The organism is Tatumella terrea (genome assembly GCF_039523755.1).
Classification (GTDB): Bacteria; Pseudomonadota; Gammaproteobacteria; order Enterobacterales; family Enterobacteriaceae; genus Tatumella; species Tatumella terrea.
The window spans coordinates 131919-144729 of the sequence record NZ_BAAAFX010000012.1 but is presented as its reverse complement, the minus strand read 5'-3'; the positions used below and the strand labels follow the sequence as shown (position 1 = coordinate 144729).

Here is a 12811-nt window from a genome sequence, read left to right as displayed (position 1 = left end):
TTCAGTTGGTTAGAATACCTGCCTGTCACGCAGGGGGTCGCGGGTTCGAGTCCCGTCCGTTCCGCCACCCTATTTAGGGGCGTAGTTCAATTGGTAGAGCACCGGTCTCCAAAACCGGGTGTTGGGGGTTCGAGTCCCTCCGCCCCTGCCAGAAAAAATCATCCTTTGCGTTGCAAAGGATTTTTTTTTGCCTGAAAAACACTCCTGCCATCCTCTTTCTGTCGAAATACACCTGCCAGACCGGAAATTTCACGGCCTGACCTTCGAATATTTACCACCAACGCTATACTAATGATCAGCGCGAGCCGACCGGGACTTTCAGCAGCTGTTTTAACGCTGTTTGTTGATCGCTGTTTTGTAGCCATACCGCATACAGCGGGCGAATTACCGTCGCCGTATCTGCGACCGGGACCAGATCTTTATATATTGTCTGCCAGTATTCCGGTAAAAATGCACAGGCGTCCGTCGTATGCAGCAGATCACGGGCAATATGTGCCGAGGTTGTCGTCAGAATGGGTGAATCATCGCTACCGGATAAGTAAAGTTCATGCTGATGAAAGTCCGCGCCCCATTCCAGTTTGATATACTGATAACGCTCTTTTTTGTCAGACTGTCTGGAGCGAAACAACGCCAGAGAGATATGGCCGATCTGCTGACTTAGCAGTTCATCCATTTTCGGCGCTTCGGTGGTGATCAACACATCCAGCTGACGTTCGTGGATCTGTTTTACCAGCAGATGTCGCTGGGCAACCCTGGCTTCGATATGAAGATTTTCCCGTGTCTGATAGAGTGTTTTGAGCCAGGGGGTCAGATAGGCCTCCCAGAGCGCGGTACTGGCCCCGATCGTCAATTCATGCTGCTGCTGAGAGAGTGAAACCTCTTTCTTCGCGATAAGCCAGGTACTCATTAGCGTTTCGGCATAGGGTAATAGTCGTTCACCGGCAGAAGTCAGCCGGATATTATTTCGGTGACGGGTAAACAGACTGACACCCAGTTGATTTTCCAGCTGACGAATGCGAAAACTTACCGCAGACTGGGTCAGGTACAAGGCTTCTGCAGCTCTCCCGAAATGGCGTGTTCTGCTGACTTCCAGGAAAGTTTTCAGCAATTCTGTATCCATAACATCCTCTCCAAATATTTTAATCATTACGATTAAAATCTTTTGTTTTACACTTTGTCAAGCCTATCGAATACTCCGCGCCATAAATCACACGACCATTAAAGAGTTAGGAGCGTGTAAAATGTCGGATAGTTTTACCACCACAAATCGCTTTTTTGATAATAAGCACTACCCGCGAGGGTTTTCACGCCACGGTGATTTTACCATCAAGGAAGCTCAGTTACTTGAACGTCATGGTTCAGCTTTTAATGAACTGGATCTGGCGAAGCGTGAGCCTGTTACGGAAGAAGAGATTAAATTTGTTGAAGTCTGCCGCGGCCTGAAAGAGCCTGAAACGGAAGCAGAACGCGTCTGGTCGAAATACATGAGCAGAATTAAGCGCCCGAAACGTTTTCATACCCTTTCCGGCGGCAAGCCGCAGATGGATACGGTTGAAGATTTCAGCGATAGTGATGATTAATAAAAAAAGGGCTTCGGCCCTTTTTTTGATCCTGAGATAATTTACTGCTTACTGCTTACTGCTTACTGCTTACTGCTTACTGCTTACTGCTTACTGCTTACTGCTTACTGCTTACTGCTTACTGCTTACTGCTTACTGCTTACTGCTTACTGCTTACTGCTTACTGCTTACTGCTACTGCTTACTGCTATCCCCTGCCATCAGGCGATACGGGGGCTTTTCTGTCCCCATTATTGCTGAAGATGACGTAACACTTTCTCCATCGCCCGGTAGCTGATGGCTTCCTGTAAATGCTCCCGCGCTATAGTGGTTGTCTCTGTCATATCAGCCAGCGTTCTGGCGACTTTTAGTATCCGTTGCCATGCCCGCACAGAGAGGCCGAGTTTTTGTAAGACCTGCTCCAGCCATCGGGCATCCTGCGAAGTTATCCGGCACCACTGACTGATATCTTTGTGTGTCATCAGGGCATTAATCCTGCCTGATCGGCTGAGCTGATATTCCCGGGCTCTGATCACGCGTTGTCTGACCTGCTCTGTTGCCTCCCCCGGAGAGATGGGGTCACTCAACGTGCCGGGGGGAAGTAAGGGAACTTCTATAGACAAATCAAAACGGTCCAGAAAGGGCCCTGAGAGGCGATTGAGGTAGCGCAATACCTGGCTTGCGGGCTGACGCAGATGTACGCCCTGATAGTCCCCTGTAGGGCCAGGATTCATGGCTGCAATCAACTGAAAACGCGCAGGATAGGTAATTTTAGCTTTTGCTCTGGACAGCACGATCTCCCCGGATTCCAGCGGTTGCCGCAGCGCGTCCAGTGTCCTGCGCTCAAACTCAGGCAATTCATCCAGAAAGAGCACCCCGTTATGTGCCAGAGAGATTTCACCTGGCTGTGGCAGAGCACCACCGCCGACCAGAGCACACAGGGATGCACTGTGGTGGGGGGCGCGGAAAGGGCGCTCATAACACAATGCAGTGGCCGGGATATCCTGGCAGAGGCTATTGAGGGCCGTACACTCCAGAGCCTCCTGTTCGGTCAGCGGCGGCAATATACCGGCTAGCCGGGAAGCAAGCATGGTTTTACCGGTACCTGGCGGGCCTATGAGGAGTAAATTATGGCCGCCGGCAGCAGTGATCTCTAAGGCGCGCCTGGCCTGCAACTGACCAATAATCTCCTGCAGGTCCGGATAGCTTCCGGCCTCGTAACTGCCCGAATAGGTGGCTTGCCGCAGTTGCGTTTTTCCGTGCAGAAAGTGACAAACCTCCAGCAGCGTGTCTGCAACGAATGTGACCGCTTCCCGGACCAGACTTGCCTCTGTTTCGTTATCCGCAGAAAGGATCAGGTGTCTGCCGGCATGAGATGCGGCAACCACTGCCGGAATCGCCCCCCTGATGGCTCGCAGCCCCCCGGTGAGGGCCAGCTCTCCTGAAAACTCCCGCGCAGTAAGGGATGCCGGCGGGATTTGCCCGGAAGCGGCAAGGATAGCTATCGCGATAGGCAGATCGTAACGTCCCCCTTGTTTTGGCATATCGGCAGGTGCCAGGTTGACCGTGATCCGGCGAACAGGAAAACTGAAGCCGCTATTGATAATGGCACTGCGTACCCGTTCACGTGATTCTTTAACCGTTGCTTCCGGTAGTCCGACCATGACCAGTGAGGGGAGTCCGTGACTCAAATGGACTTCCACAGTGACCAGCGGCGCATCCAGACCGATAATTGCACGGGTCAATACTCTGGCTAATGACATATTCTCTCCCTGAAATATCATCCAGTGTAAAATATTGTGCCTGTCCCGCTCGCCAGTCACAGGATGGTTTTATGGTAGCCCTCCTGTTTATACCGATGGCAGTGACATGAATTACCCGGAGTTTGTGAGGGAGTGTGGCGGTGAAACCATTTTTCGCAGGGAAAATTAAAATATTAGTGTTTTTTATATAACTAATGCTTATCAGTGAGTTAGAGGTGATTCGTTGCCGGCGCCGGGAAATTAATAAAAAAAGGGGTTGTCATCTTTCGTCATCCTATGGTAACTCTTTAAGCACTATATCGAATTAAGCGAATGTTGAACTGATTATGAAAGCCCTTCTCCGAGTGATTAGCCTGGTCGTGATTAGCGTGGTGGTGATTATTCTACCATCGTGCGGGGCTGCACTCGGAGAAATAAAGGCTTAGAAATCAAGCCTTAATCGAAAGAGAACCCCCGCACCGACAGGTCCGGGGGTTTTTTTTTGGTTATCTGGCCTGGTAGCATTTTAATGTGGAGCGAATCATGAATGGCAGCATAACGTTCTGTCTCTCCCGGCAAAAGACAGGTGAATAGCGATGACCGGAGCACAGTGGGTAGTTCAGGCTTTAAGGGCACAAGGGGTTCAGACCGTTTTTGGATATCCGGGCGGGGCGATTATGCCTGTCTACGATGCCCTCTATGACGGCGGCGTAGAGCATCTGCTGTGCCGTCATGAACAAGGCGCAGTCATGGCAGCCATTGGCTATGCCCGTGCCACCAATAAAACCGGAGTGTGTATTGCAACCTCCGGTCCGGGAGCGACGAACCTGATCACCGGACTGGCTGATGCAATGATGGACTCGGTCCCGGTCGTCGCCATTACCGGGCAGGTTTCTACCGCCGTTATCGGTACTGATGCTTTTCAGGAAATTGATGTCCTCGGATTATCTCTGGCCTGTACCAAACACAGCTTTATGGTGCAGTCCGCAGAAGAGTTACCCGGCATCCTGGCGGAAGCCTTTGCCATCGCTCAGTCCGGCCGTCCCGGCCCGGTGCTGGTCGACATCCCTAAAGACATTCAGCTGGGCGCGGCGGATTTTACTGAGGTGACTGCCAGTGTGGATGAGATCCCTGCGTTCACCGAAAACCAGATGGAAGAAGCCCGCCGTTTACTGGCAGCGGCCCGTAAGCCGGTGGTGTATATCGGTGGCGGTGTCGGCATTGCCGGAGCCGTTCCGGCCCTGCGGGAATTTCTGTCTGCGACCGGTGCACCTTCGGTATGTACACTGAAGGGGCTGGGATGTGTGAATGCGGATAACGAAACCTACCTGGGCATGCTGGGTATGCACGGCAGCAAAATGGCCAACCTGGCGGTGCAGGAATGTGATCTGCTGATCGCGGTCGGCGCCCGGTTTGATGATCGTGTTACCGGTAAGCTGGATACTTTTGCGCCGGAAGCCGCAGTGATCCATCTGGATATCGACCCGGCAGAACTGAATAAATTGCGACGTGCCCATGTTTCTTTGCAGGGAGATCTGAATCAGCTGTTACCGGCACTGAGTCAGCCACTGGATATCTCCGCCTGGTGTAGTTCGGTCATTGCCATGAAGCGGGATTATGCCAGCCGATATGACCACCCCGGTGACCCCATTTATGCCCCTGCACTCCTGAAAGCTCTGTCAGACAAAAAACCCGCACAAACGATTATTACCACCGATGTTGGCCAGCATCAGATGTGGACAGCACAGCATATGTCTTTTGATGCACCGGATCGTTTTATTACCTCAAGCGGTCTCGGTACCATGGGATTTGGCTTACCGGCCGCCATCGGGGCCCAGGTCGCCTGCCCGCAGGATACGGTAATTTGTGTTTCCGGCGATGGCTCTATCATGATGAATATTCAGGAGCTGGGAACCATTAAGCGCCGTCAGCTGCCGGTCAAAATTCTGCTGCTGGATAACCAGCGTCTGGGAATGGTTCGCCAGTGGCAGCAGCTCTTCTTTGAAGAGCGTTATAGCGAAACCTGTCTGACAGACAATCCGGATTTCCTGACCATCGCCAGTGCGTTTGATATTCCTGGGCAGAAAATCAGCCGGAAGGATCAGATAGATGCCGCACTGGATACCCTGCTGACCACTGAAGGTTCGTACTTCCTGCATGTCGTTATCGATGAGGGTGAGAATGTCTGGCCACTGGTGCCACCGGGTGCCAGCAACACTCAGATGATGGAGGAAACGGCATGAATCAGTATCAGTTATCTGTACAGGCACACTACCGGCCTGAAATTTTAGAGCGTATTCTGCGTGTTATGCGTCATCGTGGTTTCCGGGTCAATGCGATGACGATGGGACAGCCAGCAGAGGCTGACGGTATCAGTCTTGAAATGACAGTAAGCAGCCTGCGTTCGGTTGATTTACTGTCAGTACAACTTACAAAACTTATGGACGTCACCAGCGTTCAGGTTAAATAACGAATAACACAACACATCCACCCAAGGGTACAAAGGACATTACTATGAGCACGACAAAAGCAGAGTTTATCTGGTTCAACGGGAAAATGGTGAAATGGGAAGACGCGAAGGTCAGCGTAATGTCACATGCGTTGCACTATGGTACGTCTGTCTTTGAAGGCGTACGTTGCTATGATTCTCATAAAGGCCCTGTGGTCTTCCGTCATCGTGAGCATATGCAACGTCTGCGTGACTCAGCCAAAATCTATCGTTTCCCGGTCTCTCAGAGTGTTGATGAACTGATGGAAGCCTGCCGTGAAGTCTTACGTGTGAATAACCTGAAAAGTGCCTATATCCGTCCGCTGGTCTTTGTGGGCGATGTCGGGTTAGGGGTGAATCCTCCTGAGGGTTACAGTACCGATGTGATCATCGCCGCCTTCCCGTGGGGGGCATATCTGGGAGCGGAAGCGCTTGAACAAGGTATCGACGCGATGGTCTCCTCCTGGAACCGTGTGGCAGCGAATACTATCCCGACAGGGGCTAAAGCCGGTGGTAACTACCTTTCATCTCTGTTAGTCGGCAGCGAAGCCCGCCGTCATGGCTATCAGGAAGGGATCGCGCTGGATGTGAATGGTTACCTGTCGGAAGGTGCCGGAGAAAACCTGTTCGAAGTGAAAGACGGTATTCTGTTTACACCGCCGTTCACCTCATCAGCGTTACCGGGGATCACCCGCGATGCCATTATCAAGCTGGCAAAAGAGCTGGGTATTGAAGTCCGTGAGCAGGCACTGTCCCGTGAGTCCCTGTATCTGGCGGATGAAGTCTTTATGTCAGGGACCGCCGCTGAGATTACCCCGGTGCGTAGCGTCGATGGTATCCAGGTCGGTGAAGGCCGCTGCGGCCCGGTCACGAAACGTATTCAACAGGCATTCTTTGGTCTGTTTACGGGTGAAACTGAAGATAAGTGGGGCTGGCTGGATCCGGTTAACCCGCAATAACGATTGAATAACGCGGACCGGAACAAAGTCCGCGATTTTTTTACAGACTGGAGTAACAGAGCATGCCTAAGTATCGTTCCGCCACCACCACCCATGGCCGTAATATGGCGGGAGCCCGCGCGCTGTGGCGCGCAACCGGAATGACGGATGATGATTTCGGGAAACCGATCATTGCCGTCGTTAACTCCTTTACGCAGTTCGTGCCGGGTCATGTGCATTTACGTGACTTAGGAAAACTGGTGGCGGAGCAGATTGAAGCCTCCGGCGGCGTCGCCAAAGAGTTTAATACCATTGCCGTGGATGACGGGATTGCGATGGGCCACGGCGGCATGTTGTATTCACTACCGTCCCGCGAACTGATTGCAGATTCTGTGGAATATATGGTGAATGCACACTGTGCCGATGCCATGGTCTGCATCTCAAACTGCGATAAAATCACCCCCGGGATGTTAATGGCATCGTTACGCCTGAATATCCCGGTCATTTTTGTTTCCGGTGGCCCGATGGAAGCCGGTAAAACCAAATTGTCTGATCAGCTGATCAAGCTGGATCTGGTCGACGCGATGATCCAGGGCGCAAACCCGAATGTCAGTGATGCCGACAGTGAACAGATCGAGCGTTCAGCGTGTCCGACCTGTGGCTCCTGCTCCGGTATGTTTACCGCCAATTCTATGAACTGCCTCACCGAAGCCTTAGGATTATCTCAACCGGGTAATGGTTCCCTGCTGGCAACACATGCTGATCGTGAGCAGTTATTTATTAATGCCGGTAAGCGTATCGTCGGGCTGACCAAACGCTACTATGAGCAGGATGATGCCTCTGTACTGCCCCGCAATATCGCCAGCAAAGCCGCATTTGAGAATGCGATGACGCTTGATATCGCCATGGGCGGTTCCACCAATACGGTCTTACACCTGCTGGCAGCCGCTCAGGAAGGTGAGATTGATTTTGATATTTCAGACATCGATCGCCTGTCCCGCCAGGTGCCGCACCTGTGTAAAGTGGCCCCGAGCACCCAGAAATATCATATGGAAGATGTCCACCGTGCGGGCGGCGTGATAGGGATCCTGGGAGAGCTGGCACGTGCCGGTCTGCTGGATACCACAGTGCCGAATATTCTGGGGACGACCCTGGGTGAGGCGCTCAAACAGTACGACATCATGCTGACCGATGATGAGGCCGTTAAAGAGATGTACCGTGCAGGGCCTGCCGGTATCCGTACCACCAAAGCCTTCTCACAAAATTGTCGCTGGGATACGCTGGATGATGACCGTGAAAATGGTTGCATCCGGGCCCGCGAGCATGCGTATTCTCAGGACGGTGGTCTGGCGGTGCTTCAGGGTAATATTGCCGTCGATGGCTGTATTGTAAAAACTGCCGGGGTGGATGAAGGCAGCCTGACCTTCCGCGGCCCGGCAAAAGTGTACGAAAGCCAGGATGCCGCGGTTGAGGCGATCCTCGGTGGAAAAGTCGTGGCCGGTGATGTGGTAGTGATCCGCTACGAAGGTCCGAAAGGCGGGCCAGGGATGCAGGAAATGCTGTATCCGACGACCTACCTGAAATCAATGGGACTGGGTAAGAGTTGCGCACTGATCACCGACGGTCGTTTCTCCGGCGGAACCTCCGGCCTGTCTATCGGCCATGCCTCGCCGGAAGCGGCTAACGGCGGTGTCATCGCGCTGGTCAACGACGGCGATATTATCGACATTGATATCCCGGGCCGTCATATCCGTCTGGATATTGATGAGGCCGAACTGCAGGCACGCCGGGACGCCGAAGAGGCTCGCGGCGATGCAGCCTATACGCCGAAATCGCGTCAGCGTGAAGTCTCTTTTGCTCTGCGGGCTTATGCTTCACTGGCGACCAGTGCGGATAAAGGCGCGGTGCGTGATAAGAGTAAACTCGGGGGGTAACGGATATGGCTGTTTCCAAACCCCTTTCTTCCGCGCCTACGGGCGCGGAGTACCTTCATGCGGTACTGCGTTCACCGGTTTATGAAGTCACGCAGGTGACGCCATTGCAGAAGATGGAAAAACTCTCTGCGCGGCTGGGCAACACCATTGTCGTGAAGCGGGAAGACCGCCAGCCGGTACACAGCTTCAAGCTGCGCGGCGCTTACTCGATGATTGCCGGTCTGACTGAAGAACAACGCGCCCGGGGTGTAGTCACGGCATCGGCCGGAAACCATGCCCAGGGCGTCGCGCTTTCGGCGACCCGGCTCGGGATCCGCTCTCTGATCGTGATGCCGGTGGCCACGGCAGATATCAAAGTGGAAGCGGTCCGGGCTTTTGGCGGTGAGGCGCTGCTTCACGGCGCAAACTTCGATGAGGCAAAAGCGAAAGCGATTGAGCTCTCCGGACAGCATGGCTATACCTTTGTGCCGCCTTTTGACCATCCGGCGGTGATTGCCGGGCAGGGCACGCTGGCGCTGGAATTATTACAGCAGGATGCCCATATCGACCGGATTTTTGTACCGGTCGGTGGGGGCGGGCTGGCGGCAGGCGTGGCTGTATTAATTAAACAGCTGATGCCGGAAATTAAGGTGATCGCGGTTGAAGCGGAAGATTCAGCCTGCCTGAAAGCGGCGCTGGATGCCGGCGAGCCGGTTGAACTTTCCCGCGTCGGTCTGTTCGCGGAAGGTGTTGCGGTCCGGCGCATCGGCGATGAAACGTTCCGTGTCTGCCGGGAGTATCTGGACGATATTATCACCGTAGACAGTGATGCCATCTGTGCGGCAATGAAAGATATCTTCGAAGATGTACGCGCGATTGCCGAGCCTTCCGGGGCCCTGGCGCTGGCAGGGATGAAGAAATATATCCAGCAGCATGACATCCGTGATGAACGTCTTGCCCATGTCCTTTCCGGAGCCAACGTGAATTTCCACGGTCTTCGCTATGTTTCAGAACGGTGTGAGCTGGGTGAACAACGCGAAGCCTTACTGGCCGTTACCATCCCGGAAGAGAAGGGCAGTTTCCTGAACTTCTGTCAGGTGTTGGGTGGCCGTGCCGTCACCGAATTCAACTACCGGTATGCCGATGATCGGAATGCCCGGATCTTTGTGGGTGTTCGTCTGTCACGGGGCATCGCGGAGCGCACCGAAATTGTCAGGGAACTGACTGACAAGGGTTATCAGGTGGTCGATCTGTCCGATGATGAAATGGCAAAACTGCATCTTCGCTATATGGTCGGCGGACGCCCGGGCAAACCGCTGAAAGAACGGTTGTTCAGCTTTGAGTTCCCTGAGTCTCCGGGGGCACTGCTGAAATTCCTGCAGACACTGGGAACGCACTGGAATATCTCGTTATTCCACTACCGTAGCCACGGGACGGATTATGGCCGTGTACTGGCGGCCTTTGAACTCAGCGAAAATGAACCCCGTTTCTCTGAACATCTGCAGGCGCTGGGCTATGACTTTCATGATGAAAGTGATAATCCTGCCTTCCGGTTTTTCCTGGCCGATCACACGCTATAGCAGACTCCAGAAGGCATTAATCAGCGGCTCGGCGAGCCGCTTCTTCTGCACACAGACGCCCAGTTCCAGCGGTGCCCCCAGGTCTGTCCGGGCGATTTTCATTACCCTGTTCCGGACCGGTTCGGGACTGTTTTCCAGCACCACATCCGGCAGCAGCGCAATTCCGCAGCCTAAAGCCACCATCGAGACCATCGCTTCATGCCCTGATACGGTCGCATAGATCACCGGCACCGTAATTTTACGACGCTTCAGCCACTGGTCGATACTGCGTCTGACCGGACCCTGTTCAGGAAAAATAAACGGCACCTGGCTCCAGTCCGGATCCTCCTCGCTGATTTGAACCCTGACCGGACAGGGGAGTGCCGGCGCTATCAATGCCAGCGGCAGAAAATCCACCGGGGTGAAGGCCACACCGGAAGGTAGCGACTCCGGCTTCCCGGCAATGGAAATATCCGCTTCACCTGAACTGACCTTCTGTACGGCATCCGATGGGTCTCCGGTCGAGAGCTTAATTTCCACCTGCGGGTGTTCGGCGCGAAACCGGTCGAGTACCGGAGGCAGGTGGCTATAGGCCGCCGTGACAGAGCAGAACAGATGCAGTTCGCCGCTCAGTGACGGACTGTTCAGGTCCATCGTGTGTCGCAATTGCTGATAGTGCAGCAGGGTTTGCCGGGCAAATTGGGTAAAGTTTTCCCCCGCATCGGTCAATGTGACAGAACGATTATCACGGATAAAAAGGGGATGTCCGGTCTCTTCCTCCAGCCGCTGGATCTGGCGCGACAGCGTCGACGGGCTGACATGCATCGCCCTGGCAGTCTGACCGAAATGACAACTTTCGGCCAGATGAAGAAAGAGTTTCAGGTCACGTAAGTCCATAGCCGCCTCATCTGAAAGGTCATTGCAAATATTGCAACGTGATGTTGTTAATATATCAATTTAAGCAATGGAATTCATGACATATGATGAAGTCATTCTCAGGGCAGCAAAGACTGCGACTGAAACACTGATAAATACAAACACAACGAATCAATGGAGCATCCATGGCTAACTATTTCAACACACTGAACCTGCGCAATCAGTTAGCGCAATTAGGTAAATGTCGTTTCATGTCGCGTGAAGAATTTACCGACGGGGCAAGCGTCCTGAAAGGCAAAAAAGTCGTGATTGTTGGTTGTGGTGCTCAGGGTCTTAACCAGGGCCTGAATATGCGTGATTCCGGTCTGGACGTTGCTTATGCACTGCGTGCAGAAGCGATTGCAGAGAAACGCGCTTCATGGCGTAAAGCGACCGACAACGGTTTTAAGGTCGGGACTTACGAAGAGCTGATCCCTCAGGCTGATCTGGTGATCAACCTGACGCCGGACAAACAGCACTCTGCCGTCGTACAGGCGGTTCAGCCTCTGATGAAAGATGGCGCGACTCTGGGCTACTCCCATGGTTTCAACATCGTTGAAGTCGGTGAGACTATCCGTAAAGACATCACCGTCGTGATGGTCGCGCCGAAATGTCCGGGGACTGAGGTTCGTGAAGAATACAAACGTGGTTTCGGCGTACCGACGCTTATCGCGGTTCACCCGGAAAACGATCCGAAAGGTGAAGGCCTGGCTATCGCTAAAGCCTGGGCAGCCGCGACCGGGGGTCACCGTGCCGGTGTTCTGGAATCTTCTTTTGTTGCAGAAGTTAAATCAGACCTGATGGGTGAGCAGACTATCCTGTGCGGTATGTTACAGGCGGGTTCATTACTGTGCTTTGATAAGCTGGTGGCTGAAGGTACCGATCCTGCTTATGCAGAAAAACTGATCCAGTTCGGCTGGGAAACCATCACTGAATCGCTGAAGTTTGGCGGTATCACACTGATGATGGACCGTCTGTCCAACCCCGCGAAACTGCGTGCCTATGCCCTGTCTGAGCAGCTGAAAGAGATCATGGCACCTCTGTTCTGCAAACATATGGATGACATTATCTCCGGAGATTTCTCTGCCGGTATGATGGCTGACTGGGCAAACGATGATAAAGATCTGCTGACCTGGCGTGAAGAGACCGGAAAAACGGCTTTCGAAACCGCACCACAGTTTGAAGGCAAGATTGGCGAACAGGATTACTACGACCAGGGTGTTGTGATGATCGCTATGGTCAAAGCCGGTGTTGAACTGGCCTTCGAAACCATGGTTGCGGCCGGCATCATTGAGGAGTCTGCTTACTACGAGTCTCTGCATGAACTGCCACTGATTGCCAACACCATTGCACGTAAGCGTCTGTATGAAATGAACGTCGTTATTTCAGATACGGCAGAATACGGTAACTACCTGTTCTCCTTCGCTGCCGTACCGTTGCTGAAAGACTTTATGGCACAACTGCAGACCGGTGATTTAGGTCAGGAAACACTGAGCGGGAATACCGTTGATAACGCGCAACTGCGTGATGTGAATGAAGCGATTCGTCAGCATCCTATCGAGAAAGTCGGTAGTAAGTTACGCGGCTATATGACCGATATGAAACGTATCGCGGTCGCCGGTTAATCCGCACGGCTTGCGGTATAAAATGAACCCCGGCCCCGCCGGGGTTTTTTTATGGTGATTTTTTACGGCGTCC

At 53.2% G+C, this 12811-nt stretch carries 11 protein-coding genes and 1 tRNA gene; 9 read left to right on the top strand and 3 right to left on the bottom strand.

Features of this window, described 5'->3' with window-relative positions; genetic code table 11:
• Window positions 1-75: 75 nt before the first annotated feature.
• Window positions 76-151, top strand: a tRNA-Trp gene (locus ABD035_RS08185).
• 144 nt (window positions 152-295) lie between these two features.
• Here the strand turns inward: ABD035_RS08185 and hdfR are convergent.
• Window positions 296-1120 (bottom strand): HTH-type transcriptional regulator HdfR, encoded by an 825-nt coding sequence (gene hdfR / locus ABD035_RS08180; protein WP_343869229.1) that lies wholly within the window; start codon window positions 1118-1120, stop codon window positions 296-298.
• Window positions 1121-1241: 121 nt separating this feature from the next.
• Here hdfR and ABD035_RS08175 point away from each other — a divergent pair, with 121 nt between their 5' ends.
• A complete protein-coding gene (locus ABD035_RS08175) occupies window positions 1242-1580 on the top strand; it encodes a MaoP family protein (protein WP_025904053.1) in 339 nt (112 codons plus the stop codon).
• A 229-nt stretch (window positions 1581-1809) separates the two neighbouring features.
• Here the strand turns inward: ABD035_RS08175 and ABD035_RS08170 are convergent, their stop codons facing one another.
• Complete coding sequence (locus ABD035_RS08170; RefSeq protein WP_343869225.1) at window positions 1810-3321, bottom strand: YifB family Mg chelatase-like AAA ATPase; 1512 nt, start codon at window positions 3319-3321, stop codon at window positions 1810-1812.
• A 326-nt stretch (window positions 3322-3647) separates the two neighbouring features.
• Here ABD035_RS08170 and ilvL point away from each other — a divergent pair, with 326 nt between their 5' ends.
• The 6 genes from ilvL (at window position 3648) to ilvA (ending at window position 10219) form a co-directional block, all read left to right on the top strand.
• Window positions 3648-3746, top strand: a complete 99-nt coding sequence (ilvL, locus tag ABD035_RS08165; RefSeq protein WP_343869223.1) for an ilv operon leader peptide — start codon at window positions 3648-3650, stop codon at window positions 3744-3746.
• Between the two features lie 150 nt (window positions 3747-3896).
• The gene (gene ilvG, locus ABD035_RS08160) at window positions 3897-5543 is read left to right on the top strand and encodes an acetolactate synthase 2 catalytic subunit (protein ID WP_212714782.1); all 1647 of its coding nucleotides are present in this window, start codon (window positions 3897-3899) and stop codon (window positions 5541-5543) included.
• Complete coding sequence (gene ilvM / locus ABD035_RS08155) at window positions 5540-5770, top strand: acetolactate synthase 2 small subunit (RefSeq protein ID WP_343869220.1); 231 nt, start codon at window positions 5540-5542, stop codon at window positions 5768-5770. The genes ilvG and ilvM overlap by 4 nt, the downstream gene beginning before the upstream one ends.
• A gap of 44 nt (window positions 5771-5814) precedes the next feature.
• Complete coding sequence (gene ilvE, locus ABD035_RS08150) at window positions 5815-6747, top strand: branched-chain-amino-acid transaminase (RefSeq protein WP_025904056.1); 933 nt, start codon at window positions 5815-5817, stop codon at window positions 6745-6747.
• A gap of 62 nt (window positions 6748-6809) precedes the next feature.
• The gene (gene ilvD, locus ABD035_RS08145; RefSeq protein WP_212714780.1) at window positions 6810-8660 is read left to right on the top strand and encodes a dihydroxy-acid dehydratase; all 1851 of its coding nucleotides are present in this window, start codon (window positions 6810-6812) and stop codon (window positions 8658-8660) included.
• A 5-nt stretch (window positions 8661-8665) separates the two neighbouring features.
• The gene (gene ilvA / locus ABD035_RS08140; protein WP_212714779.1) at window positions 8666-10219 is read left to right on the top strand and encodes a threonine ammonia-lyase, biosynthetic; all 1554 of its coding nucleotides are present in this window, start codon (window positions 8666-8668) and stop codon (window positions 10217-10219) included.
• On the opposite strand, the gene ilvY is transcribed toward ilvA, so the two are convergent.
• Window positions 10214-11095 carry an HTH-type transcriptional activator IlvY gene (ilvY, locus tag ABD035_RS08135; protein WP_343869215.1) on the bottom strand — a complete coding sequence of 294 codons (882 nt, stop codon included), beginning with the start codon at window positions 11093-11095 and terminating at the stop codon, window positions 10214-10216. The genes ilvA and ilvY overlap by 6 nt on opposite strands.
• Window positions 11096-11259: 164 nt before the next feature.
• On the opposite strand from ilvY, the gene ilvC reads away from it, so the two are divergent.
• Complete coding sequence (ilvC, locus tag ABD035_RS08130) at window positions 11260-12738, top strand: ketol-acid reductoisomerase (RefSeq protein ID WP_212714777.1); 1479 nt, start codon at window positions 11260-11262, stop codon at window positions 12736-12738.
• The last annotated feature ends 73 nt before the right edge of the window (window positions 12739-12811 follow it).

Bases quoted from the DNA above. Each gene is read 5' to 3' on its own strand.
- ilvG (WP_212714782.1), top strand. From the start codon at position 3,897: ATGACCGGAGCACAGTGGGTAGTTCAGGCTTTAAGGGCACAAGGGGTT.
- ilvE (WP_025904056.1), top strand. From the start codon at position 5,815: ATGAGCACGACAAAAGCAGAGTTTATCTGGTTCAACGGGAAAATGGTG.
- ilvY (WP_343869215.1), bottom strand. From the start codon at position 11,095: ATGGACTTACGTGACCTGAAACTCTTTCTTCATCTGGCCGAAAGTTGT.
- ABD035_RS08170 (WP_343869225.1), bottom strand. From the start codon at position 3,321: ATGTCATTAGCCAGAGTATTGACCCGTGCAATTATCGGTCTGGATGCG.
- ilvA (WP_212714779.1), top strand. From the start codon at position 8,666: ATGGCTGTTTCCAAACCCCTTTCTTCCGCGCCTACGGGCGCGGAGTAC.
- ilvM (WP_343869220.1), top strand. From the start codon at position 5,540: ATGAATCAGTATCAGTTATCTGTACAGGCACACTACCGGCCTGAAATT.
- ABD035_RS08175 (WP_025904053.1), top strand. From the start codon at position 1,242: ATGTCGGATAGTTTTACCACCACAAATCGCTTTTTTGATAATAAGCAC.
- ilvL (WP_343869223.1), top strand. From the start codon at position 3,648: ATGAAAGCCCTTCTCCGAGTGATTAGCCTGGTCGTGATTAGCGTGGTG.
- ilvD (WP_212714780.1), top strand. From the start codon at position 6,810: ATGCCTAAGTATCGTTCCGCCACCACCACCCATGGCCGTAATATGGCG.
- ilvC (WP_212714777.1), top strand. From the start codon at position 11,260: ATGGCTAACTATTTCAACACACTGAACCTGCGCAATCAGTTAGCGCAA.
- hdfR (WP_343869229.1), bottom strand. From the start codon at position 1,120: ATGGATACAGAATTGCTGAAAACTTTCCTGGAAGTCAGCAGAACACGC.